Origin of the sequence: Halomonas litopenaei, assembly GCF_003045775.1 — a bacterium.
Classification (GTDB): Bacteria; Pseudomonadota; Gammaproteobacteria; order Pseudomonadales; family Halomonadaceae; genus Halomonas; species Halomonas litopenaei.
The window spans coordinates 67010-91212 of sequence record NZ_PXNS01000003.1 but is presented as its reverse complement, the minus strand read 5'-3'; the positions used below and the strand labels follow the sequence as shown (position 1 = coordinate 91212).

Sequence of the window (24203 nt, the reverse complement as noted above, 5' to 3'; positions counted from 1 at the left end):
TTAGATGGCGGCCTCGACGATCAGTTGAGGTTGGCCTTTTGAACACGGTTCTATTCGCGCCCTGACGCGATACACCTTTTCGACCAGTTCGCTGGTAACCACGTCCGAAGTCGGGCCACAGGCGACCAGGCGCCCCTGTTCCAGCAGCATCGCCTGATCGGTGAAACGCAGCGCCTGGCCGAGGTCGTGCATCGCCACCAGGATCAGCATGCCGCGTTCTCGGGCCAGACGGCGCAGGATGGTCAGCAGGCCCACCTGACGATGCAGGTCCAGCGCCGAGGTCGGCTCGTCGAGCAGCAGCACTTCGGGCTCCTGAACCAGCGCCTGGGCGGCGTTGACCATCTGCCGCTGACCACCGCTGAGATCGCCGATATCTCGCTCGCCGAGGGCGCTGATGCCTAATTCGTCCAGGGCGCGCTCCACCTGGGTCAGGTCTTCGGGCTGAACCTTCATGCCGCGCCCCTGCATGCGCGCCAGCAGTACCGCTTCGTACACCGTCAGCACTGCGCTGGCGCCATTGTCCTGGGTCATGTAGGCCATCGGGCGTTCTCGACGGGAGCCTTCCAGGCGTATCTCGCCTGGGCCCTTGAGTACGCCGAAGATGCGCCGGAACAGCGTTGACTTGCCCGCTGCGTTGGGCCCGAGCAGGGCCACCACCTGGCCGCCGTGGAAGGTTGGCGTGGTGATCTCATCGAGGATCTGGCGCCGGCCGTAGCGGGCGGATAGCTGGTGGAGGCTGAGGCTTACCATGAGGCCTTCTTGTGGTTGAGCACGAGAAACAGGAAAAACGGAATTCCCACCAGTGAGGTGATGATCCCGATCGGGATGATGGTGCCGGGTAGGATGACCTTGGACAGCACCGAGCCGATCGACAGGATCAAGGCGCCGCACAGGGCGGAGCCGGGCAGAAAGAAGCGCTGATCCTCGCCCACCAGCAGGCGCGCGATATGCGGCCCGACCAGGCCGATGAAGCCGATGGTGCCGACGAAGGCGACCGACACCGCCGCCAGCAGCGACACCAGCACCAGCACTTCCAGACGCAGGCGACGAGGTCTGATGCCCATGCTTTCCGCCTTGGCGTCGCCCAGGCGCATGGCGGTCAAGGCCCAGCCGTGACGAGCCAGCAGCGGCAGCACCGCGAGCAGTACGCCGAGGGCGATCCACAGCTTGGGCCAGGTGGCCTTGGTCAGGCTGCCCATGGTCCAGAACACCACCGCCGACACCGCCTGCTGGCTGGCGAAGAACTGGATCAGCGCCATCAGCGAGTTGAAGATGAACACCATGGCGATGCCTAGCAGCACGATGGTCTCGATGGTGACGCCGCGCTTGAGGCTAAGGGCATGGATGAAGAAGGCAGTGACCATGGCCATCACGAAGGCGTTGATCGGGATGACGTAATCCAATGCCGCCGGCACGATGGCCACGCCGAAGGCCAGCGCCAGTGCTGCACCGAAGCTGGCTCCCGCGGAGATGCCCAGGGTGAAGGGGCTGGCCAGGGGGTTGCTGAGGATGGTCTGCATCTGAGCCCCTGCGATCGACAGGCTGGCGCCCACCACCAGTGCCATCAGCGCCACTGGCATGCGGATCTGCCACAGGATCACCCGAGTCTGGTCGCTGACCTGGTCGGGGGTGAACAGGGCTGCGACCACCTCACCAAGAGTGAAGCGTGCCGGACCCAGCGCCAGGTCGATGCACAGGCTCAGCGCCAGGGCGGCGACCAGCGCCGCCAGGATCAGCTGGCGGCGCGCGACCAGGGCGCGGTAAGCATGGCGCCCGCCGCTGGTGGGCTCGATGCATGCGCTGTCACTGGTCATTCAGGGAGATCCAGTAGCCGGGCTCGTAGTCCACCGGGAGAAAGCGCTGGTGGAGTTCCTTGAAGGTGGCCTCGGGGTCGAGCTCGGTGAACAGCTCCGGATGCAGCCACTTGGCCAATTGCTGGACGGCGATGAAGTAGTAGGGGTTGTTGTAGAACTGGTGCCAGATGGCGTGGAACTGGTCGGTGTCTACCGCCGTGATGCCGGTCATGGCGGTGCGCTCGGTCAGCGCCTGGAGCTTGGCGCGGGCGGCGTCCATGTCGGCGCCTGGGCCCATGCCGACCCAGTCGCCGCCGGGTACATAGGCGTCCCAGTTGCCGCCGGTGACCACGACGTGGTCGGGGTTGGCGGCGATGATCTGCTCCGGGTTCAGGGTGCCGAAGGTGTTGGGGATAATGCCGTCGGCGATGTTGCTGCCGCCGGCCAGTTCCACGTACTCGCCGAAGTTGCCTGGGCCGAAGCTCATGCAGCAGTCTTCGGAATAGCCGCCGGCACGATCGATGAACACCCGGGGACGTTCGGGATCGGCCTCTTCGATGACGCTGGTGACCCGCGCGAGCTGCTCCTCGGCGAAGGCGACAAAGGCATCGGCCTGTTGTTGCTTGCCCAGTAGTTCGCCCATCAGGCGCATCGACGGCACCGTGTGCTCCAGCGGGTCCTCGCGAAAGTCCACGTAGACGATCGGGATATCGAGTTCGGCCAGCTTGTCGTCGTAGCCGGCGTCCTCGGTGGCAGCGCGGGCCTCCAGATTCATCAGCACCACGTCTGGTGACAGTGCCGCCGCCTGTTCGACGTCGAAGGTGCCGTCCTTGAAGCCGCCGAAGGTCGGTAGATCCTCGAGCTGCGGAAACTTCTCGGCGTAGCGGGCATAGCTGTCCGGGTCGGCCTGTGAAAAGTCTTCGCGCCAGCCCACCACGCCGGCGAAGGGGTTATCCGGCTGGAGCGCACCGAGCAGGTAGATCTGACGGCCTTCGCCGAGGATGACGCGTTCTACCGGTGTGTCCAGGGTGACTTCGCGCCCGGCGACGTCGGTGATGGTGGTGGGTTCGGCCAGCGCGTCGCAGGCAACAACAGACAAGGCCGCGGCGAGACAGGCGGGGGTGAGTCGGGTGGAGGCAGGGATATTCATGGGGCGCTGGTTTCCAGTGAAGTGGCCGGCGGGTGTGGCATGCGTGGGTACGATGAACAGCAACACGTCGTTGCCTGATGCTGAGGATCCTTAGGCGATATTATTCTGCGATACATTCGCATTCGCAAAAAACGGTGGAAAGTATGGTGGAATCCCGAGCCTTCGTCGAGACCGCATCAGGGCAACGCTTGATCAATCGCCTGTGCAAGCACTGGGCCCACAAGCTCGAGGTGGATGCCGAGAGCGGTCACGTGGTGTTCCCCGGCGGCGAGTGCTGGATGAAGGCGTCCGACTCGCAGCTCAGCGTCGACCTCCAGGCCGAGGACGCCGAGCGGCTGGAGCGCCTCAAGGACGTGGTGGCCAGCCACCTGGAGCGGATGGCGGGCAAGGAGCCGCTCAGCGTCGTCTGGCAGTGAGTTTGGCTGGACGCGATCGGCGCTATAGCCAGCCGGTGCGACGGAAGCGTCGGTAGAGCGCGCCGCAGCACAGGACCATCATTACCAGCGCCAGCGGATAGCCCAGCCGCCAGTCCAGTTCCGGCATATGGGTGAAGTTCATCCCCCAGATGCCGGCGAGGATGGTCGCCACCGCGAAGATCGCCGCCCAGGAGGCCAGGCGCTTGTGCACCTCGCTCTCGTCGATGGCCACCATCGACAGGTTGACCTGGATGGCGGTAATGATGGTTTCGCGAATGGTATCGATGGCCGCCTCGATTCGATGCAGGTGGTCGTAGACATCGCGGAAGTAGTCCTGGGTCTCGTAGCACAGCGTCGGGACGCGTCCACCGAACAGGTGGGAGCTGGCTTCGGCCAGTGGGGTCACCGCGTGCTTGACGCACATGGTGCGGCGCTTGAGCTGATACAGCCGCTCAAGGCTGGCGCGGGCGCTGCCACGGACGAAGATCTGGTCCTCGATACTTTCCAGTTCGGCCTCGAGTTCTTCGAGCACCGGGAAGTAGCGGTCCACGACCACGTCCATCAGCGCATAGAGCACGAAGGCCGGCCCCTGCTTGAGCAGTTCGGGCTCGCGCTCGCAGCGGGCGCGCACGTCGGTGAATCCACGCCCGGAGTGCTGACGTACCGACAGTACATAGCCGGGACCGGCAAAGATGGCCAGCTGGCCATGCTGCACCTCGCCCTGATTGACGCTGATCACTTGGGTGACGACGAACAGAGCGTCGCCGTATTCCTCCACCTTGGGGCGCTGTTCGCCGACCAGGGCATCCTCCACGGCCAGTTCATGCAGCGCGAAGATGTCCTGAAAGGTGGAGAGCTCCTCGGCGTCCGGGTCGTGCAGCGCCACCCAGACAAAGCAGTTCGAGCGCGAGCGGTAGTCATCGATCTCGCCTCTGTCGATGTTGCAAAGACGCCGTCCTTCTTCATACGCCACGCAGTTGACGATCATCGTTGTCCCCTATCGTGGTTCTGAGGAAAAGGTAGACGCTACGTCGCGGTTGCCGACTGCATGTTGCGCCCAGGCGACCATCGCTGTTCGGCGTTGTGGGCATGAGGGGCTTGGCATTTTGCGTCGGAATAACTATCTTCAAGTGAAGATACTTTTCTTGGAGATAAGTGATATGCAGGTTCCGTTCACCGGGCCGAACGATGCCATCGATCGACTGATGGCGGAGTGGTGCAGGGTTCTCCCGGATCGCGACCCTGGCGACATGGGCATCTTTACCCGGCTGTATCGCGTGCTGAAGCATGTCGACCGTCGGGTTCAGGCGGTATTCCGGCAGCACGGCTTGAAGGAAGGCGAGTTTGACCTGCTGGCGACCCTCTACCGGCGCGACGTGCACGAGGGGCTGACACCGAACGCCCTGTGCGAGGCGGTGGTGCTGAGTTCAGGGGCCATGACCCACCGCCTCGATCGGCTCGCCAGTCGTGGCCTGGTGGAGCGTGTTGCCAACCCTGAAGATCGTCGCAGTGTACTGATTCGTATCAGTGAGTCGGGAAAGGCCATGATGCCGGCGCTGCTGGACGCCTACCTGGCTGAACTCGCTTCGATGCGCGCCACCCTGGCAGATGATGAGGCGGCAGGCCTGGCGGCTGGTCTACGCCAGTTGCTGTTGGCGCTGGAAGGGGAGGTCAGCCGTGATGACGACTGATTGCCGGGTGTCCAGCGATAGCAGTGTGTGGTGGGCCCACGCCGGGATGCTGGTGTGGGCGACGCTGGTGGGGCTGTCCTTTCCGGCGGTGGGGATGTTGAGTGAAGGGCTTCCGCCACTGTCGCTGACCGCACTGCGCTTCGTGATTGCCGCTCTGGCGGTGTTGCCGCTGGTGTGGGGTGCGCCTGGTCTCCGGCCGAGTCTGGCCGGGCTCGGGCTCTATGGGTTGATGGGGCTCTGTCTGGCGAGCTTCTTCGGCACCATGTTCTGGGCGGCGCACCTGACCACGGCGCTGTCCATGGCCACGCTGTTCGTCAGCGTGCCGCTGCTGGCCTACGGCCTGGGCCGGCTGGTGGGGGTCGAGCACCGTGCTTTGGCGCTGCTGGCCTTGCTGGTACTTGGCGCCGTCGGCGCCGTGGGGCTGGCCTGGGCCGAGGCCGGTGGCTCCTTTGCCCGCCTGCAGTTCGGCGTGGGCGAAGCCGCCTTCTTCGCTGGTTGCATCGCCTCGGCGATGTATCCGGTGTTGTCCAAATTGGGGTTGGCGAAGGGCTGGCTATCTGAGCACGCGGGGGTGCGTACCCTGTGGAGCCTGGTGATGGGGGCACTGCTGATCGGGTTTTCGGGTCTGGTCTTCGGGGATCCGGCCGCGCTGGGCCGAATGACGCTGTTCGATCTGGCGGTGGTGGCCTATCTCGGGCTCTTCTCCAGCGGAATGACCTTCTGGCTGCAGCAGCGGGCGACCGCCATCCTGACCCCGGCGGCGGTTACCGCCTACGGCTATCTGGTGCCCTTTGTGTCGATGCTGTTGCTGTTTGCCCAGGCGCCTGAACGCCTTGCACTCGAATGGCTGCCGGGCAGTCTGCTGGTCGTGCTGGCCATCGCGCTGCTGCTGCGGCGGGACGTCAAGCTGCGCAGCCAGGCGTGAGCAGGCGAGTTTTACTCAGACATCTTTGCATCATTGGGCAAAGAGGTGGGCGGTGTACGGATTTGGCTTAGTGCGGTGTGGTGGTGGTTATATGAAGCTGTAAAGGTGGGGCAAAGGCGCATCAATGCCAAGGAGCCCCCCATGCCGTCAGCCAGCCCCCTTCTCGGCGCACAAGCCGTTTCCCCTTGTCAGCAGCCTGGCGACCGCGGCCTTGCCAACGACGTCTTCTCCGAGGCGCTGAGCGAGCGCTATGACCAGCTGGCCCGCGACGAGCGATACGGCACCTTCACCGGTTCCGTTCTTCACTATCTCAATCTGGAAGAAGATCTGGTCGGCAAGCGTCTTCTTGATGTGGGCTGTGGCAACGGAGCGCTGGCGGCCGAGCTCAAGAGCAAGGGGGCGCAAGAGGTGCTGGGTATCGACATCAGCCCCTCCCAGGTCGCGCTGGCCAGCCGGCGCCACCAGGCACCGGGCCTCGGCTTTCGGGTCGAGGACGCCTATCGCAAGCTTGTTCTGCCGGAGGCACCCTTCGATACCCTGGTCAGTGTCTTCGCCTTCCACTTCATCCAGCACCAGGCCATGCTCACCCGTGCCTGCCGAAACCTGTTCGAAGCGCTCAAGCCCGGCGGTCTGCTGGTGTGGCTCGATATCACCCACGACTATGTGCTTGACCCGGCGCGTATGGATCGCCTCGAGGCGTTGACCAGCTATCGCTACGACCCGGGTGTGGCGCCGGGCGAGCGGCCCCGGCCCTGGAGTCTGGTGCCTGGTCAGGTGCGCGCCGGAGATGAAGTCTTGCCGGTGGACCACGTGGCGATCCCCGGGCGTACCGTGGTCAAGACACTGCAGTCGGTCGGCTTCTCCCAGGTCAGGCGCGAGCCGCTGCGCTTCACCGATGCTGAGTCGGCCTGGCTGTGGGGCCCCGACGGCTTCAATCACCACCTGTTGGTGGCCCGCCGCTGATCAGCGGGCAGTGGCATTACCGGCCGTTGGCACGGGTAGATCCAGCGTCGAGAGAGAGAGCGCCTTATCGGTCAGTCGATAGCAGCCGAGCAGGTTGCGCTGCAGGGCGCTGAAGTTGTCGTCGCTGACCATCAGAAATTCGCCACCGGGCAATCGCGCTAGCCCCTCCATGTTGTCGACGCGCCAGCCTTCTCCGGCGGACAGGCTGGCCAGGCGTGTCACCCGTACCTGCGGCGGTGGCAGCAGCTCCACCAGGCTTAAGCTGATGGTCAGCGGACGTGGCGGAGAAAAGGCCCGTTCCAGCGCCAGCAGCCGCGGTGGAGTCTCGGTTACAGTGTCCTCCAGCGCCAGCAGCTCGGTCAGGGCGCTGTCGGCCGGTGAGGCCAGTGGGTAATGCCACCGGCGCGTGTCGGTAGCGTTCTCCGCCAGGCTGAACAGAAGGGTGTGCCTGACGCCATCTTGCGCGTTCATGTCGTCGGGGGGTGACTCCAGGCCCGCCACCAGCCCGATGCCCGGCACTCGGGCCAGCGCTTCCAGGCTTTCGTTATCACCGGCGTTGTGGCTGGCCGTGGAGCGCAGTGGTTCGCCTTTCGGCATCCCGTCGAGAGCGAAACGCTGCACGCGATGATCCTGCTCGAAGCCGATCAGTAGTTCGGTGTTGCCGGTGACGCCATCATCGGCGCCCGCCAGCACCAGCGACTCGGCGTCTGCGGCCTTGCCTTCCAGCGGCGTACCGTCCTGCGCCTTCAATCGGTGGCTGGCGAGTGGGCGCAGGTCCACCAGCCGGCCATCTTCAAGTACTGGCCTTGCCTGGTGTACGCGTCCGCGATCGGATACCAGGTGCAGCAGGTTGTCGTCTGGGTCCCAGGCCATGGCCGAGAGACCACCCAGGGGAACGCTGGTGTTGTTTTCGGTGGGACGCCACTGGCTCGGTAGTGCCAGGGTGCCGCACATGCTCAGCCCCGGCTGGGCGGGGGCCTCGCCCTGCAAGCTGGTCGGCTTGACCTGGGCGGTGCAGCCGCCAAGCCACAGGGACGCTGCCAGCGTGCTGATAAGGGGCAATCGGAGCATTTTTCTGAACGGCATGGGGCGGTCCTGTCGGGCGGGAATGTCAGCGTGAAGGCCAGGGCGAGGCAAGAGGGAGCGACGTTGGTATACTGCGCCGAATCCCTTTACATTTTGGCGTATCTACGTTGATCCGCCTGTCTGTTCGAACTCTCGTTTCTCCAGGAGATTGCATGAGCCGTACCGCCCCCCGTATCGCCATCGTCGGCGTCGCCGGCCGCATGGGCCGCACCCTGGTCAACGCCGTGATGCAGGACGACGACGCCGTCCTCGCCGGCGGCATCGTCGAGCCGGGCAGTTCGCTGGCTGGCGCCGATCTGGGCGAGCTGGCCGGCGTCGGCCGCCAGGGCGTGGCGGCAGTGGACTCCCTCGAGGCCATCGTCGATGACTTCGACGTGCTGATCGATTTCACCGCACCCAAGGTGACCCTGGCCAACCTGGCCTTCTGTGCCGAGCATGGCAAGGCCATCGTCATCGGCACCACCGGCCTGTCCGATGACGAGCAGGCCGAGCTCGACGGTTATGCCGAGCGAGTGCCCACGGTGTTTGCGCCCAACATGAGCGTCGGCGTCAATCTGACCCTGAAGCTTCTGGAGACTGCAGCGAAGGCGCTGGGCGACGAGGGCTATGACATCGAGGTCATCGAGTCTCACCATCGTCACAAGGTCGATGCGCCGTCCGGTACCGCCCTGCGCATGGGCGAGGTGGTCGCCGGGGCGCTGGATCGCAACCTCAAGGAGCACGGGGTGTTCGAGCGGGTAGGCCAGTGCGGTCCTCGCGATCCCAAGGAAATCGGCTTCGCCACGGTGCGTGCCGGCGATATCGTCGGGGAGCATACCGTGATGTTCGCTACCGAAGGCGAGCGCATCGAGATCACTCACAAGGCGTCCAGCCGCATGACCTTCGCCCGGGGCGCGGTGCGCGCAGCACGCTGGGTCGCCGAGCGTGAGGCGGGACGCTACGGCATGTCCGACGTGCTGGGCCTGGACTGAGTTTTGTGGGCCTCTGGCGACGTCGCGGGTGGTGTTACCCATGGCAAAGTGCTTGTTCCGGGGTAGTCAGCCCGGCCCAGATGCTGTAACATTCCAAAAATTTTGGCCGGGCCGGGCATGAAAGTGTCGCGTCGAGAGCGTTTAGTACGTCTCTCGCAGCATAGGTGCCGGCTCTGCATTCCGAGCGAATGACAACAAGCGGGATGAAACCGGTCAAACACCGGGTTTCGTCCCGCTTTTTTACGGCCCGGCTCCTTGTGTGCTTGACGCACGATGGGCCGGGTCGGTGCCGAATGGCCTGGCGACAGGTCGCCGACGCCGGCGAGCGTATGGCGGCGGTCGTAGATACCTTGACGAGCTTTGGGAGGACGTAGCGTTGAACAAACCCGCAATCTTGGCCCTGGAAGATGGCAGCGTATTCCACGGCACGGCCATTGGCGCTGATGGGCAGACCAGTGGTGAGGTGGTGTTCAATACGGCCATGACCGGCTATCAGGAAATTTTGACCGACCCCTCCTATTCCCGACAGATCGTCACCCTCACCTATCCCCATATCGGCAATACCGGCATCAATCCCGAGGACGTCGAGTCCGCCAGCATCGCCGCCGCGGGCCTCGTCATCCGCGATCTGCCGCTCGTCGCCAGCAACTTCCGATCTACCCAGAGCCTCTCGGACTATCTCGCCAGCCAGAACGTGGTGGGCATCGCCGACATCGATACCCGCCGGCTGACTCGAATCCTGCGCGACAAGGGTGCCCAGAACGGTGCCATCGTGGCCGGCGACGAGGCCCTGGGTGACGACGCCGAAGCGCGCGCCCTGGAAGCCGCCCGCGCCTTCCCCGGGCTCAAGGGTATGGATCTGGCCAAGGTGGTGTCCTGCAGCGAGCGCTACGTCTGGAACGAGGGCGAGTGGACGCTGGGCAAGGGCTACGCCGATACCGAAGGGGCCGAGCGGCCCTTCCATGTGGTGGCCTACGACTACGGCGTCAAGTTCAACATCCTGCGCATGCTGGCGAGTCGCGGCTGCAAGCTGACCGTGGTGCCGGCCCAGACCCCGGCGTCCGAGGTGCTGGCGCTCGACCCCGACGGCGTCTTTCTGTCCAACGGACCCGGCGACCCCGAGCCGTGTGACTACGCCATCGACGCCATCCGCGAGATCCTCGAGACCGAAGTGCCGGTGTTTGGCATCTGCCTGGGCCACCAGTTGCTGGCGCTGGCCAGCGGTGCCACTACGGTCAAGATGAATCACGGCCACCACGGCGCCAACCATCCGGTGCAGGATCTGGACAGCGGCCACGTGATGATCACCAGCCAGAACCACGGCTTTGCCGCCGACGAGACCACGCTGCCGGATAACCTGCGCGCCACCCACCGCTCGCTGTTCGACGGCACCCTGCAGGGGATCGAGCGTACCGACCGTCCGGCGTTCAGCTTCCAGGGCCACCCCGAAGCGAGCCCCGGCCCCCGCGATGTGGCGCCGCTGTTCGACCGCTTCATCGACATGATGCGCAGCCGTCGCTAAGGCGCCGACACAGACTCCGGTTCATCGTCCAATTTTCTTGCGGGAAGCACCATGCCCAAGCGTACAGACCTGAAAAGCATCCTTATCATCGGCGCTGGCCCCATCGTCATCGGCCAGGCCTGCGAGTTCGACTATTCCGGCGCCCAGGCCTGCAAGGCGCTGCGCGAAGAGGGTTTTCGCGTCATCCTGGTCAACTCCAACCCGGCCACCATCATGACCGATCCGGCCATGGCGGATGCCACCTACATCGAGCCGATCACCTGGCAGGCGGTGGAGAAGATCATCGAGGCCGAGCGTCCCGACGCCGTGCTGCCGACCATGGGCGGCCAGACCGCGCTGAACTGCGCGCTGGATCTCGATCGCCACGGCGTACTGGAAAAGTACGGCGTGGAGATGATCGGTGCCAACGCCGACACCATCGACAAGGCCGAGGACCGCGATCGCTTCGACAAGGCGATGAAGAATATCGGTCTCGAGTGCCCCAAGGCCAAGGTCGCCCACAGCATGGATGAGGCCTGGGAGATCCAGGGCGAGCTGGGCTTCCCGGTGATCATCCGGCCATCCTTCACCATGGGTGGCTCCGGTGGCGGCGTGGCCTACAACAAGGAAGAGTTCAAGGAGATCTGTGGGCGCGGCTTCGAGCTTTCGCCGACCCACGAGCTGCTGATCGACGAATCGTTGCTGGGCTGGAAGGAATACGAGATGGAGGTCGTTCGTGACAAGAACGACAACTGCATCATCGTCTGTGCCATCGAGAACTTCGACCCCATGGGCGTGCACACCGGTGACTCCATCACCGTGGCGCCGGCCCAGACGCTGACCGACAAGGAATACCAGATCATGCGCGACGCATCCCTTGCGGTGCTGCGTGAGATCGGCGTCGAGACCGGTGGCTCCAACGTCCAGTTCGGCGTGGACCCCGAGACCGGCCGCATGGTGGTCATCGAGATGAACCCGCGGGTGTCGCGTTCCTCCGCCCTGGCCTCCAAGGCCACCGGCTTCCCGATCGCCAAGATCGCCGCCAAGCTGGCGGTGGGCTACACCCTGGACGAGCTGCAGAACGACATCACCGGCGGTCGCACCCCGGCGTCCTTCGAGCCGTCCATCGACTACGTCGTCACCAAGATCCCGCGCTTCACCTTCGAGAAATTCCCCCAGGCCAACGACCGTCTGACCACCCAGATGAAGTCGGTGGGCGAGGTCATGGCCATCGGTCGCACCTTCCAGGAGTCGCTGCAGAAGGCGCTGCGTGGCATGGAGACCGGCAACGACGGTCTCGATCCCATCGTCACCGAGTTCAGCGACGAGAACATGGCGCTGATCAAGGGCGAGCTGCAGGCCGCCGGCGCCGAGCGTATCTTCTTCATCGCCGATGCCATGCGCTCCGGCATGTCGGTGGCAGAAGTGTTCGAGCTGACCAACATCGACCCCTGGTTCCTGGTGCAGCTCGAGGATCTGGTCAAGATCGAGCAGGATCTGTCCAGCCGTCCGCTGTCGTCGCTGGACGCGCGCGAACTCTATCGTCTCAAGCGCAAGGGCTTTGGCGATGCTCGCCTGGCCAAGGTGCTGGGCGTGTCCGAGGACGATGTGCGCAGGGCGCGCCATGACGCCGGTATCCGTCCGGTCTACAAGCGCGTCGACACCTGCGCCGCCGAGTTCGCCTCCGACACCGCCTACATGTACTCCACCTACGAGGAGGAGTGCGAGGCCGAGGTCAGCGATCGTAAGAAGATCATGGTGCTGGGCGGTGGCCCCAACCGTATCGGTCAGGGTATCGAGTTCGACTACTGCTGCGTCCACGCCGCCTTCGCCATGCGCGACGACGGCTACGAGACCATCATGGTCAACTGCAACCCGGAGACCGTGTCCACCGACTACGACACCTCCGATCGTCTGTACTTCGAGCCGGTGACCCTGGAGGACGTGCTCGAGATCGCCGACAAGGAGAAGCCGGTCGGGGTGATCGTGCAGTTCGGCGGTCAGACGCCGCTGAAGCTTGCACGTGCGCTCGAGGCCGCCGGAGTGCCGATCATCGGTACCACCCCGGACGCCATCGACCGCGCCGAGGATCGCGAGCGCTTCCAGCAGATGATCGACAAGCTGGGCCTCAAACAGCCGCCCAACGCCACCGCCAGAAGCTTTGACGAGGCCTTCAGCAAGGCCGAGGCGATCGGCTACCCGCTGGTGGTGCGCCCGAGCTACGTGCTCGGTGGGCGCGCCATGGAAATCGTCTATGACGCCAGCGAGCTGGAGAACTACATGACCCACGCGGTCAAGGTCTCCAACGACTCGCCGGTGCTGCTCGATCACTTCCTGAGCGCCGCCATCGAGATCGACATCGACGCGGTGTCCGACGGTGAGCAGGTGGTGATCGGCGGTATCATGCAGCACGTCGAACAGGCTGGTGTGCACTCAGGCGACTCCGCCTGTGCGCTGCCGCCGTACTCGCTGCCGGCGGAAGTGCAGGACGAGATGCGCGAGCAGGTCAAGCGCATGGCCGTGGAGCTTGGCGTGAAGGGCCTGATGAACGTCCAGCTGGCCTGGCAGGACGGCGAGATCTACGTCATCGAGGTCAACCCGCGCGCCTCGCGCACCGTGCCCTTCGTGTCCAAGTGCATCGGTACCTCGCTGGCCCAGGTGGCGGCCCGTTGCATGGCCGGCGTCAGCCTCAAGGAGCAGGGCTTCGAGCGCGAGATCGTGCCGCACTTCTACAGCGTCAAGGAGGCGGTGTTCCCGTTCAACAAGTTCCCTGGCGTCGACCCGATCCTGTCGCCGGAGATGAAGTCCACCGGCGAGGTAATGGGGTCCGGCGACACCTTCGCCGAGGCCTTCTACAAGGCCCAGCTCGGTGCAGGTGAGGCGATTCCGGCGCTGACCGGCGATCGCAAGGCGTTCCTGTCGGTTCGCGAGCCGGACAAGGCGGGTGTTATCGAAGTGGCGCGTTCTCTGGTAACATTGGGCTTCACACTCTGTGCGACCCGAGGAACGGCGGCAGCCCTTGAACAGGCTGGTCTGCCCGTCGAGGTCGTCAACAAGGTTTACGAAGGCCGGCCACACATCGTCGATTCCATCAAGAACGACGAGATCGCCTATATCGTCAATACCACCGAGGGCCGCCAGGCCATCAATGACTCCTCGGTGATCCGCCGCACCGCACTCGCCCGCAAGGTTCCCTATGCCACGACGCTGGCAGGGGCCAGTGCCGTTTGTTTGGCGCTCGAGTACGGCAATGCCGTGACCGTGCGGCGGCTACAGGAACTGCATGCAGGAGCGAATACATGAACAAGGTCCCGATGACCGTCGCCGGTGAGCAACGCCTGCGTGAAGAGCTCGAACAGCTCAAGAGCGAGGCTCGCCCGACAGTGATCGCTGCCATCGCCGAAGCGCGTGAGCACGGCGACCTCAAGGAGAACGCCGAGTACCACGCCGCGCGCGAGCAGCAGGGCTTCATCGAGGGGCGTATCCAGGAGATCGAGGGCAAGCTGTCCAACGCCCAGGTCATCGACGTCACCAAGCTGCCCAAGACCGGCAAGGTGATCTTCGGCGTGACCGTCGAGCTTCTGAATCTGGATACCGACGAAGAGGTGACCTACCGCATCGTCGGTGAGGACGAGGCCGACATCAAGCAGCGTCGCATCTCGGTCACCTCGCCCATCGCCCGTGCCTTGATCGGCAAGGAAGAGGGTGAGGTCGTGCTGGTCCGCACCCCCGGTGGTGAGGTCGAGTACGAGATCACCGGCGTCGAGCACATCTAGACCCGGCTCCTTCGATCCAGACGACACCGCCCCGCCAGGATTCCTGGCGGGGCGGTGTCTTTTCTGGCGACAGGCTCGTCGGCGCCCGGTGGTGGCGCAGCGGCGCCGGTGCGTCAGTGGCGGCCGTGGTGGTTCTCGAAGCGCGTGATGTTGGACAGCTTCGGGTTGGCCTTGGGGTTCTTGCGGTACACCAGGGCCACCTTGCCGATCTTCTGGATCAGCTCGGAGCGGCTCTGGGCGACGAGTTCGTCGAGCACAGCGGTGCGGTCGTCGCGGTCGGGGATCGCGAGCTTCACCTTGACCAGTTCGTGGTCGTTCAGGGCTCGTTCGAGCTCGGCCAGCATGCCTTCGGAAATACCGTTCTCCGAGGCCGTCACCACCGGGTCGAGGTGGTGGCCGATGCTGCGCATTGCTTTCTTTTGTGCCTGTGACAAGCTCATGGTATCTTGCTTCATTCCGTTTTGGCCGTAGGGCGCGTGACAGCACATGGTACGGGGATTCCCCGTGCGGTGAAAGCGCTTGTGCATGACAATCTCCAGGCAGCCGTTCGCCGGCGGTGGCAAAGGTGCTCGATGCGTCGTGCAGCCCACCCCTCGGTTCCTGCGGCGAGCCTCCCCGCCACGCGGTTCGGCTCCGGCGGCCATGCCGGGTGTCCGCAGCAAATGCACTTCGAGCAACGCCCTTCCGGCAATTGTTCAGGAAATCTTCTTTCAGGTGGCTCAGTGGCAGCATCCCGTCCCCCCTCCGGTAAAAAATCCTCATCCGGCAAGAGCAGCGCGAGCAAGACCAGCGCCAGCTGGTTGAAGGAACACTTCGATGATCGCTACGTTCAGCAGAGCTGGCAGGACGGCTACCGTTCCCGGGCCAGCTATAAGCTGGTGGAGCTGGACGACAAGGACAAGCTGTTCAAGCCGGGCATGACCGTCATCGATCTGGGTGCGGCGCCAGGCGGCTGGAGCCAGATCGCCGCAGAGCGTGTCGGTGACGCCGGCGTGGTCATCGCCTCGGACATCCTCGAGATGGACGCCCTGGCCGGGGTCGACTTCGTACAGGGTGACTTTACCGAGGAAAGCGTGCTGGAAGAGGTGCTGGCAAGGCTCGGTGATCGCCCGGTGGACCTTGTGATGTCGGACATGGCCCCCAATATGAGTGGTATGGCGGCTATCGATCAGCCCCAGGCAATGTACCTGGTGGAGCTGGCGCTCGACCTGGCTCGTCAGACGCTGCGTCCCGGGGGTACCTTCCTGGCCAAGGTGTTCCAGGGCGAAGGCTTCGACGAATATCTCAAGGAGCTGCGCGGCGCCTTTCAAAAGGTGGTGACGCGCAAGCCGGGGGCATCGCGGGCACGCTCCCGCGAGGTCTACCTGCTGGCCCAGGGATTCAAGGGCTGAGCATCGGCGCCGGTCGACGTCTGATAGGCCGCGCCTACCGGAGCGATACCGGCAAAAATGGCCTGGCTGTGCCAGTCTTGAGGCATGGTACAGGCAGGAAAGGACACATGATGGCGTGCGATGGCCTGCCAGGCAGTCATCGCATCGACATTTTTTCGGCATTTTCCGAGGGTGAGTCCCGGCGGAAGGGGCGCTTGCGCCGCTTCGTTGGATCCGATCAGGCTGGCTGAACCAGGCCGGGTCATGTAGTGTCGAACCCTTAGGCACCTAGGCCGACAGATTCTTGCAATTGAGGGTGGTCCCTTGAACGACATGGCGAAGAACCTGATTCTGTGGTTGGTCATCGCGGCGGTGCTGCTGACGGTGTTCAACAACTTCAGCGTCGAGAACGCACCCAACCAGATGAACTACTCCCAGTTCGTCGAACAGGTGCAAAACGAGCAGGTACGCAGTGTAACCATCGACGGTTACACGATCAGCGGTGAGCGCAACGATGGCTCCAGCTTCCAGACCATCCGCCCCTCGGCGGAGGATCCGAAGCTGATGGACGATCTGTTGTCCAACAATGTCACCGTGGTGGGCAAGAAGCCGGAACAGCAGAGTCTGTGGACGCGACTATTGATCGCGAGTTTCCCGATTCTGCTGATCCTGGCCATCTTCATGTTCTTCATGCGCCAGATGCAGGGCGGTGGTGCCGGCAAGGGCGGCCCCATGAGCTTCGGCAAGTCCAAGGCCAAACTGCTGTCCCAGGATCAGATCAAGACCACCTTTGCCGACGTGGCGGGGTGTGACGAGGCCAAGGAGGAAGTCGAGGAACTTGTCGACTTCCTGCGTGATCCGACCAAGTTCCAGCGGCTGGGTGGCACCATCCCCCGCGGTGTCTTGATGGTCGGGCCTCCCGGTACCGGCAAGACCCTGCTGGCGAAGTCCATCGCCGGCGAGGCCAAGGTGCCGTTCTTCTCGATCTCAGGCTCTGACTTCGTCGAGATGTTCGTCGGTGTGGGTGCTTCCCGTGTGCGCGACATGTTCGAGCAGGCCAAGAAGCAGGCACCCTGCATCATCTTCATCGACGAGATCGACGCCGTGGGTCGTTCGCGCGGCGCCGGCATGGGCGGCGGCAACGACGAGCGCGAGCAGACGCTGAACCAGCTGCTGGTCGAGATGGATGGCTTCGAGGCCAATGAAGGCATCATCGTCATCGCCGCCACCAACCGTCCCGACGTGCTCGACCCTGCGCTGCTGCGCCCGGGCCGCTTCGACCGTCAGGTGGTGGTGCCGCTTCCCGATATTCGTGGTCGCGAGCATATCCTCAACGTGCACCTGCGCAAGGTGCCGCTGGCCGATGACGTCAAGCCGACCTTCATTGCCCGTGGTACCCCTGGCTTCTCCGGTGCCGACCTGGCCAACCTGGTCAACGAGGCTGCGCTGTTCGCCGCTCGTCGTAACAAGCGTCTGGTGGGCATGGAAGAGCTTGAGCTGGCCAAGGACAAGATCATGATGGGGGCCGAGCGCCGCTCCATGGTCATGACCGAGAAGGAAAAGCTCAACACCGCCTACCACGAGTCGGGCCACGCCATCATCGGTCTGGTGATGCCGGAGCATGACCCGGTCTACAAGGTGACCATCATTCCGCGTGGCCGCGCCCTGGGTGTGACCATGTTCCTGCCGGAGCAGGATCGTTACAGCCTGTCGCGCCAGCAGATCATCAGTCAGATCTGCTCGCTGTTCGGCGGCCGCATCGCCGAGGAGATGACGCTGGGACCGAACGGTGTCACCACCGGCGCCTCCAACGACATCAAGCGTGCCACCGAGCTTGCTCACAACATGGTGGCGAAGTGGGGCCTGTCCGAGGAGATGGGGCCGATCATGTACGACGAGGACGAGTCTCACCAGTTCCTCGGCGGCCCGGGTCAGGGCGGTGGCAAGCTGAAGTCGGGCGAAACCACCTCGCGTCTGGACAAGGAAGTGCGCAAGATCATCGACGGCTGCTACGAGCAGGCGCGTCAGATCCTCGAGGACAATCGCGACAAGCTCGATGCCATGGCCGAAGCGCTGATGCATTACGAAACCATCGACGCGGATCAGCTCAAGGACATCATGGAAGGGCGTGACCCGCGTCCGCCCAAGGACTGGGATGAGCCCGGTTCCGGCGGTGGTTCCCCGGTCACCGGTGATCCCGAGCCGTCGAAGGAGCCGGAGTCCAGCGCCGACACCAACGACGGGGACGAGGAAGAGGATGACAAAGGCTCCGGCCGTCGCCCCTCCGACCCCCTTGGCGGCCCCGCCGGTAGCTGACGGCCCGCCCGCTCACAGAGGCGCCCCGCGGGGCGCCTCTGGCGTTGCATGACCCGCCTCTCGTATTAGTATTCTTTGGTGAATACCCAGATTTTCCCAGGACATCCTCATCGATGGACGCTCGTTACCCCGCTGTACTGCCCTGTGGTCGACACCGCCTCGATCTGACCTTTCCCCGCATCATGGGGATCCTCAACGTCACTCCCGACTCCTTTTCCGATGGTGGCCATCACGTGGTCATCGACGACGCCCTGCGCCATGCCGAACAGATGCTCGCCGAGGGTGCCGCCATCATCGACGTGGGCGGCGAGTCCACGCGACCTGGTGCGACGCCGGTCACCGCGCAGCAGGAGCTCGACCGGGTGATCCCGGTGGTCGAGGCGCTGGTACGGGAGCTGGATGCCCTGGTGTCGGTGGATACCTCGACGCCGGAGGTCATGCGCGAGAGCGCCCAGGCCGGGGCTGGCATGATCAATGATGTACGCAACCTGCGTCGTGAGGGCGCCGTCGCGGCGGCGACCGGTACCGGGCTGCCGGTGGTGCTAATGCACATGCTTGGCGAGCCGGGCGACATGCAGGATGCGCCCCGCTATGACAGGCCGGTGGAGGAAGAGGTGGCAGACTTTCTCGAAAGGCGCATCGCCGAGTGCGAGGCGGCGGGTCTCAAGCGAGAACGTCTGTTGCTTGATCCAGGTTTTGGTTTCGCCAAGACCGTGGAGCATAATCTTCGCCTGTTGCATCGCCTGGAGCGCCTGGAAGCCCTGGGGCTTCCGCTGCTGGTGGGGATGTCGCGCAAGAGCATGATCGGCAAGGTGCTCGACCGTGCGGTCGAGGAGCGCCTGTCGGGCGGTCTGGCCTTGTCGGCACTGGCGGTGGAGCGAGGCGCACGGATACTACGCGTTCACGATGTGGGGCCCCATGTGGACGCGGTGAACATGACCTGGGCCGTTCTCGAGGAAGGAGAACACCATGGCTAGACGCTATTTTGGCACGGATGGCATTCGCGGTACCGTCGGTCAGGCGCCGATCACGCCGGACTTCATGCTCAAGCTGGGCTGGGCTACCGGCCGCGTGCTCGAGCCACGCCGTCAGCGGGCGCGGGTACTGATCGGCAAGGACACCCGGATCTCCGGCTACATGTTCGAGTCGGCCCTCGAGGCGGGACTGTCGGCGGCGGGCGTTGACGTGATGCTGCTCGGTCCGATGCCGACACCGGGTATCGCCTACCTGACGCGGACCTTTCGCGCCGATGCGGGCATCGTCATCTCCGCTTCCCACAACGCCTACCAGGACAACGGCATCAAGTTCTTCTCGGCCGAGGGCGCCAAGCTGGGCGATGAGATCGAGGAGCGCATCGAGCGCGCACTGGATGAGACCCTGACCACGGTGTCACCGAGGGAGCTGGGCAAGGCCAGCCGGGTCGACGACGCCGCCGGGCGCTATATCGAGTTCTGCAAGTCGACGATCCCCGACCGGGTCAATCTGCACGGCCTGCGTATCGTGCTGGACTGCGCCCATGGCGCGACGTATCACATCGCGCCGGCGGTGTTCAAGGAGCTCGGGGCCAAGGTCAGCCTGGTCGGGGCCGAGCCCGACGGCCTCAATATCAACCAGGAGGTGGGCTCGACCCATCCCGCGGCGCTGCGCGCGGCGGTGATCCAGCAAGGCGCCGATCTGGGTATCGCCTTCGATGGCGACGGCGATCGAGTACTGATGGTGGACGCCGACGGTCACGAGATCGACGGTGACGACATGCTCTACCTGATCGCCAAGGACCGTCACGAGCGTGGCGAGTTGGGCGGTGGTGTGGTCGGTACCCTGATGAGCAACTTTGGGCTGGCCGCCGCGCTGGAGTCCATGGGCGTGCCCTTCGAGCGTGCCAAGGTCGGCGATCGCTACGTGATGGAGCGCCTGGCCGCCAACGACTGGCAGCTGGGTGGCGAGTCCTCGGGGCATATCGTCTGTCGCCACGTGCAGACCACCGGCGATGGTATCGTCTCGGCGCTGCAGGTGCTGTCCTACATGGTGCGTGAGGAAAAGCCGCTGTCACGTCTGTTGCACGGCTTCGAGAAGGCGCCTCAGTCGCTGGTCAACGTGAGCCTGTCGGCGGGCGTCGACGCCAAGGCGGTGATGGCCGACCCGAGTCTCGAGCAGGCCACCCGTGCGGTCGAGGCCGAGCTTGGCGATGAGGGCCGCGTGCTGCTGCGCCCCTCCGGTACCGAGCCGCTGATTCGCGTCATGGTCGAGGGACGCCCTCATCTGGATGTCGAAGGGCTGGCCAGGCGTCTGGCCGATGACGTGCGTGAGCTGGTCGGCTGAACCCTGATCTCACCGCCCGGTTTCGCGGTGCCATGACGCGAGGCCTGGTGGACCCAGATGCCGGCGAAAGCGTCTTGTCGGCTTGCTCCAGCGCGGGACCGAAGGCTTCGATCCCGCGGCAAATCTTGTCTTGACAGGGCCGCTCCTATACCATTTCGGCCCACCTTGAAAGAGGATGTTCCATGCGTGCACCGCTGATAGCCGGCAACTGGAAGATGAATGGCTCGCTGAGCCTGATCGATACCTTCGCCGAGGCGCTGTCCGGCGCCGAATTGCCGCAGGCGGTGACGCTGGCCCTGGCGGTTCCCTTTCCCTATGTCGGGGTGGCCAGGGAACGGTTGCCGCAGAGCGTCAGGCTGGCCGGCCAGACCCTGAGCGACCAGCCGAGCGGAGCCTTCACCGGCGAGGTGAGCGGCGCCATGCTTGCAGACGTCGGCGCCGACATGGTGCTGGTCGGACACTCCGAGCGGCGCACCCTGTTCGGTGAAGACGACGCGGCGGTGCTGGCACGGGTGCAGGCCGCGCTGGGTCAGGGGCTGACGCCGGTGCTGTGCCTGGGGGAAACCCTGGAAGAGCGCGACGCCGAGCGTACCGAGGCGGTGGTGCTCGGTCAGCTCGAGGCGGTGATGGAAGCCCTCGACAGTGACGAGCGCGCGCGCCTGGTATTGGCCTACGAGCCGGTCTGGGCGATCGGCACCGGTCGTACCGCAACGCCGGAGCAGGCGCAGCAGGTGCATGCGGCGATTCGTGCACGACTCGAACGTTACGATGGCGCCCTGGCGGCGTCCATGCAGGTTCTCTACGGCGGCAGCATGAAGCCCGACAACGCGGCGGAATTGCTGGCCCAACCGGACATCGACGGCGGCCTGATCGGCGGAGCATCGCTGAAGGTCGACGATTTTCTAGCCATTTGTCAGTCAGCAGGTTGAATCCATGCAAGTTGCCATTCTCATGATCCATGTGGCGATCGCCATCGCCCTGGTCGTTCTTATCCTGCTGCAGCAGGGCAAGGGCGCCGATGCCGGCGCCTCCTTCGGTGGCGGTGCCTCCCAGACCGTCTTCGGTTCCCGTGGCAGCGGCAGTTTCCTGTCCAAGGCGACCGGGGCGCTGGCGGCGTGTTTCTTCGCCACTTCCCTGACCCTGGCCTACTTCGCCTCCGAAGCGGGTAATTCCGCGCCAGAGGCGGGTATTCCCGACGCCGAGGTGATCGAGCAGCAGAACAGCGCGCCGACCCTGGATGACGAAAGCACCCAGAACAGTGCGCCTGCGCTTGAGGAAGAAAGTCAGGAAAATTCTGCGCCTACGCTTGACGAAGGTTCAAGCGACGTGGATAATGCAGCGCCAGTGCTGGAGGACAGCCAAGGCTGATCTCCGGAACTCCCCTAGCCGAAGTGGTGGAATTGGTAGACACGCTATCTTGAGGGGGTAGTGACCTTACGGTCGTGCGGGTTCAAGTCCCGCCTTCGGCACCATCCTCGTCTTCTGCAATGACGGCGTGGATGACAAGCTCTCCCGGTGATGACCGGTGATCTTCTCTCAGGGTTGGCGGTTCGGTGAAATGCCTTGACGCCCTGGTCAAGGCGCAGTATACTCACCGGCCTAGATTGATGCGGGGTGGAGCAGTCTGGTAGCTCGTCGGGCTCATAACCCGAAGGTCATCGGTTCAAATCCGGTCCCCGCTACCATCTTCTTGGCAGGCATGCAGGTATCCTCAAGGGGCATGCGAACTTCTGCCAGATGGTGACAGGTTTCTTGGAAAAAGCCCCTTCCTGTGAAGGGGCTTTTTGTTAGCAGCTTGCCGGGGCTCGCCCGGCGGCGCGAACGCCAATCAGCCACCTGACTTTCCTGTTCACTCCCGGCCAGGTGCTGATGCAACGGCTGTAGGAGCTTTCATTCGTGGCGACCAAAGATGCTGCGCTCAATGCGTTGATCGAACCGGTGGTAACGGCCATGGGGTTCGAGCTCTGGGGTATCGACTATCTGTCCCAGGGAAAACATTCCCGTCTGGTGATTTACATCGATCACGCCGATGGCGTCAGTGTCGACAACTGTGCCGATATCAGTCGACAGGTCAGCGCCATCATGGATGTCGAGGATCCCATCGCCGGGGAGTACCGTCTCGAGGTGTCTTCGCCCGGGATGGATCGTCCGCTGTTCCGTCTCGATCAGTTCTCCCGTTACGCTGGCCATCACGTGGCTCTGAAGCTGCGCGCTCCCTTCGAGGGTCGGCGCAAGTTCCAGGGCGTGCTCGCCGGAACCGAGGGTGACGAGGTGCTGGTGCAGATCGACGGTGAGGAATACTGCTTTCCGATCGACGGCATCGATCAGGCGCGGGTGGTTCCTCAGTTTGACGAGTGACGCTCACTGATGCGCGACGACTGATGCGCGACAAGAGAGAACAAGGATCGGTTTTTTGGCGAGGCTTTAAGGCATGAGTAAAGAAATTCTGGCGGTCGTTGACGCGATCTCCAACGAGAAGGGTGTCCCCCGCGAGGTCATCTTCGAAGCCGTCGAGGCGGCGCTGGCCAGTGCCTCGCGCAAGCGCTTCGAGGATGAGGAAGCCAGCGTCCGCGTACACATCGATCGGATGACCGGCGAGTACGAGACCTTCCGCCGCTGGGTGGTGGTCGAGGACGATGACTTCGACGGACCCGACGCCGAGATCAAGCTGACCTTCGCCGAAAAGCGGGATCCGCCGCTGGGCCTGGGTGACGTGGTCGAGGAGCGCATCGAGAATGCGGCCTTCGGTCGTATCGCCGCCCAGACCGCCAAGCAGGTCATCGTGCAGAAGGTGCGCGAGGCCGAGCGTGCCGAGGTCGTGCGCATCTATGCCGAGCGTGAAGGTGAACTGGTCGCGGGTATCGTCAAGAAGACGACACGTGACGGCCTGATCATTGACCTGGGCGACAACGCCGAGGCCTTCCTGCCGCGCAGCGAGATGATCCCCGGTGAGCGCTACCGCATGAACGAGCGGGTGCGCGCACTACTGGTCAAGGTCGACGCCGAGGCGCGTGGCGCCCAGTTGATCCTGTCGCGCACCAACCCGCAGATGATCATTGAGCTGTTCAAGATCGAGGTTCCCGAGATCGCTGAGCAGCTTATCGAGATCAAGGGGGCGGCGCGTGATCCGGGCTCCCGGGCCAAGATCGCGGTCAAGACCAACGACCGTCGCATCGACCCGGTGGGCGCCTGCGTCGGCATGCGCGGTTCGCGCGTGCAGGCGGTGTCCTCGGAGCTGCAGAACGAACGCGTCGACATCGTGCTGTGGGACGACAATCCCGCACAGCTGGTGATCAACGCCATGGCCCCGGCCGACGTCGCCTCCATCCTGGTGGATGAGGATGCCCACGCCATGGACGTGGCCGTCGCCGAGGACAACCTGGCCCAGGCCATCGGCCGTAGTGGCCAGAACGTGCGTCTCGCGTCCGAGCTGACCGGCTGGCGTATCAACGTCATGACCGAAGCCGACGCCGAGGCCAAGCGCGACCAGGAAATCGACAGTCTGGTCGAGCACTTCGTTCAGCACCTGGACATCGATGATGATGTCGCTCGGCTGCTGGTCGAGGAAGGTTTCACCTCGCTTGAAGAGGTGGCCTACGTACCGGTCGAGGAAATGCTGGAAATCGAAGAGTTCGACGAAGACCTCATCGAGGAGCTTCGAGCTCGCGCCAAGGACGAGCTCTTGAACCTGGCCATTGCCTCCGAGGAGGAACTGGACGGAGCCCAGCCGGCGGATGATCTGCTGGAGATGGACGGAATGGAGCGCCATCTGGCCTTCATCCTGGCCAGCCGTGGCATCAAGACCATGGAAGATCTGGCTGAACAGTCTGTCGATGATCTGGTGGACATCGAAGAGGTGGACGAAGAGCGCGCCGCGGCATTGATCATGACCGCCCGTGCGCCTTGGTTCGAGAGCGAACAGTAAC

General features: G+C 64.1%; 22 protein-coding genes and 2 tRNA genes. 18 read left to right on the top strand and 6 right to left on the bottom strand.

Going from position 1 to position 24203, the window contains the following annotated elements:
* From C6W88_RS05555 to C6W88_RS05545, 3 genes are read right to left on the bottom strand one after another with little or no spacing between them, the layout of a single operon-like run.
* The gene (locus C6W88_RS05555) at positions 1 to 750 is read right to left on the bottom strand and encodes an ABC transporter ATP-binding protein (protein ID WP_108131802.1); all 750 of its coding nucleotides are present in this window, start codon (positions 748 to 750) and stop codon (positions 1 to 3) included.
* The gene (locus C6W88_RS05550; protein WP_108131801.1) at positions 744 to 1814 is read right to left on the bottom strand and encodes a FecCD family ABC transporter permease; all 1071 of its coding nucleotides are present in this window, start codon (positions 1812 to 1814) and stop codon (positions 744 to 746) included. Before C6W88_RS05550 ends, C6W88_RS05555 begins: the two co-directional genes overlap by 7 nt.
* Positions 1804 to 2937 carry an ABC transporter substrate-binding protein gene (locus C6W88_RS05545; RefSeq protein ID WP_375038253.1) on the bottom strand — a complete coding sequence of 378 codons (1134 nt, stop codon included), beginning with the start codon at positions 2935 to 2937 and terminating at the stop codon, positions 1804 to 1806. Before C6W88_RS05545 ends, C6W88_RS05550 begins: the two co-directional genes overlap by 11 nt.
* A 149-nt stretch (positions 2938 to 3086) precedes the next feature.
* Here C6W88_RS05545 and C6W88_RS05540 point away from each other — a divergent pair, with 149 nt between their 5' ends.
* Positions 3087 to 3359: a DUF2218 domain-containing protein gene (locus tag C6W88_RS05540; RefSeq protein WP_045992284.1), complete on the top strand. Its 273-nt coding sequence runs from the start codon at positions 3087 to 3089 to the stop codon at positions 3357 to 3359.
* A 22-nt stretch (positions 3360 to 3381) separates the two neighbouring features.
* Here C6W88_RS05540 and corA read toward each other — a convergent pair whose 3' ends face one another.
* Positions 3382 to 4347: a magnesium/cobalt transporter CorA gene (gene corA, locus C6W88_RS05535; RefSeq protein ID WP_108131799.1), complete on the bottom strand. Its 966-nt coding sequence runs from the start codon at positions 4345 to 4347 to the stop codon at positions 3382 to 3384.
* A gap of 172 nt (positions 4348 to 4519) precedes the next feature.
* Here corA and C6W88_RS05530 point away from each other — a divergent pair, with 172 nt between their 5' ends.
* The 3 genes from C6W88_RS05530 to C6W88_RS05520 all read left to right on the top strand — a co-directional run bounded on the left by C6W88_RS05530 (position 4520) and on the right by C6W88_RS05520 (position 6938).
* On the top strand, positions 4520 to 5050 hold the full coding sequence (locus C6W88_RS05530; protein WP_108131798.1) for a MarR family winged helix-turn-helix transcriptional regulator: 531 nt from the start codon (positions 4520 to 4522) through the stop codon (positions 5048 to 5050).
* Positions 5040 to 5975 carry a DMT family transporter gene (locus C6W88_RS05525; RefSeq protein WP_231498549.1) on the top strand — a complete coding sequence of 312 codons (936 nt, stop codon included), beginning with the start codon at positions 5040 to 5042 and terminating at the stop codon, positions 5973 to 5975. The genes C6W88_RS05530 and C6W88_RS05525 overlap by 11 nt, the downstream gene beginning before the upstream one ends.
* 141 nt (positions 5976 to 6116) lie before the next feature.
* On the top strand, positions 6117 to 6938 hold the full coding sequence (locus C6W88_RS05520) for a class I SAM-dependent methyltransferase (RefSeq protein ID WP_108131796.1): 822 nt from the start codon (positions 6117 to 6119) through the stop codon (positions 6936 to 6938).
* Here the strand turns inward: C6W88_RS05520 and C6W88_RS05515 are convergent, their stop codons facing one another.
* Positions 6939 to 8024: an esterase-like activity of phytase family protein gene (locus tag C6W88_RS05515; RefSeq protein WP_108131795.1), complete on the bottom strand. Its 1086-nt coding sequence runs from the start codon at positions 8022 to 8024 to the stop codon at positions 6939 to 6941.
* 152 nt (positions 8025 to 8176) lie between these two features.
* On the opposite strand from C6W88_RS05515, the gene dapB reads away from it, so the two are divergent.
* From dapB to greA, 4 genes are all read left to right on the top strand, one after another.
* Positions 8177 to 8995: a 4-hydroxy-tetrahydrodipicolinate reductase gene (gene dapB / locus C6W88_RS05510; RefSeq protein WP_045992279.1), complete on the top strand. Its 819-nt coding sequence runs from the start codon at positions 8177 to 8179 to the stop codon at positions 8993 to 8995.
* 376 nt (positions 8996 to 9371) lie between these two features.
* A complete protein-coding gene (gene carA, locus C6W88_RS05505; RefSeq protein WP_108131794.1) occupies positions 9372 to 10517 on the top strand; it encodes a glutamine-hydrolyzing carbamoyl-phosphate synthase small subunit in 1146 nt (381 codons plus the stop codon).
* Positions 10518 to 10568: 51 nt separating this feature from the next.
* Entirely contained in the window at positions 10569 to 13799 is a 3231-nt protein-coding gene (gene carB / locus C6W88_RS05500) for a carbamoyl-phosphate synthase large subunit (protein ID WP_108131793.1), read from the top strand.
* A complete protein-coding gene (gene greA, locus C6W88_RS05495) occupies positions 13796 to 14272 on the top strand; it encodes a transcription elongation factor GreA (RefSeq protein ID WP_108131792.1) in 477 nt (158 codons plus the stop codon). The genes carB and greA overlap by 4 nt, the downstream gene beginning before the upstream one ends.
* Positions 14273 to 14385: 113 nt before the next feature.
* On the opposite strand, the gene yhbY is transcribed toward greA, so the two are convergent.
* Positions 14386 to 14712 (bottom strand): ribosome assembly RNA-binding protein YhbY, encoded by a 327-nt coding sequence (yhbY, locus tag C6W88_RS05490; RefSeq protein ID WP_108131905.1) that lies wholly within the window; start codon positions 14710 to 14712, stop codon positions 14386 to 14388.
* Positions 14713 to 14994: 282 nt separating this feature from the next.
* Between yhbY and rlmE the strand changes: the two genes are divergently transcribed.
* From rlmE to nusA, 10 genes are all read left to right on the top strand, one after another.
* Positions 14995 to 15663, top strand: coding sequence for a 23S rRNA (uridine(2552)-2'-O)-methyltransferase RlmE (gene rlmE / locus C6W88_RS05485; protein WP_045992275.1), 669 nt, complete (start codon positions 14995 to 14997; stop codon positions 15661 to 15663).
* 303 nt (positions 15664 to 15966) lie between these two features.
* Positions 15967 to 17958, top strand: coding sequence for an ATP-dependent zinc metalloprotease FtsH (gene ftsH / locus C6W88_RS05480; RefSeq protein WP_108131791.1), 1992 nt, complete (start codon positions 15967 to 15969; stop codon positions 17956 to 17958).
* A 113-nt stretch (positions 17959 to 18071) separates the two neighbouring features.
* Positions 18072 to 18935 carry a dihydropteroate synthase gene (gene folP, locus C6W88_RS05475; protein ID WP_181248652.1) on the top strand — a complete coding sequence of 288 codons (864 nt, stop codon included), beginning with the start codon at positions 18072 to 18074 and terminating at the stop codon, positions 18933 to 18935.
* Entirely contained in the window at positions 18928 to 20277 is a 1350-nt protein-coding gene (glmM, locus tag C6W88_RS05470; RefSeq protein WP_108131790.1) for a phosphoglucosamine mutase, read from the top strand. The genes folP and glmM overlap by 8 nt, the downstream gene beginning before the upstream one ends.
* 182 nt (positions 20278 to 20459) lie before the next feature.
* Positions 20460 to 21206 carry a triose-phosphate isomerase gene (gene tpiA, locus C6W88_RS05465; protein WP_108131789.1) on the top strand — a complete coding sequence of 249 codons (747 nt, stop codon included), beginning with the start codon at positions 20460 to 20462 and terminating at the stop codon, positions 21204 to 21206.
* Between the two features lie 4 nt (positions 21207 to 21210).
* Positions 21211 to 21645: a preprotein translocase subunit SecG gene (gene secG / locus C6W88_RS05460; RefSeq protein ID WP_045992270.1), complete on the top strand. Its 435-nt coding sequence runs from the start codon at positions 21211 to 21213 to the stop codon at positions 21643 to 21645.
* Between the two features lie 17 nt (positions 21646 to 21662).
* Positions 21663 to 21749: transfer RNA gene (locus C6W88_RS05455), tRNA-Leu, on the top strand.
* A gap of 136 nt (positions 21750 to 21885) precedes the next feature.
* Positions 21886 to 21962 (top strand) — tRNA-Met (locus tag C6W88_RS05450).
* A gap of 211 nt (positions 21963 to 22173) precedes the next feature.
* A complete protein-coding gene (rimP, locus tag C6W88_RS05445) occupies positions 22174 to 22635 on the top strand; it encodes a ribosome maturation factor RimP (protein WP_045992269.1) in 462 nt (153 codons plus the stop codon).
* A 73-nt stretch (positions 22636 to 22708) separates the two neighbouring features.
* A complete protein-coding gene (gene nusA, locus C6W88_RS05440; RefSeq protein WP_108131788.1) occupies positions 22709 to 24202 on the top strand; it encodes a transcription termination factor NusA in 1494 nt (497 codons plus the stop codon).
* Position 24203: the final 1 nt, after the last annotated feature.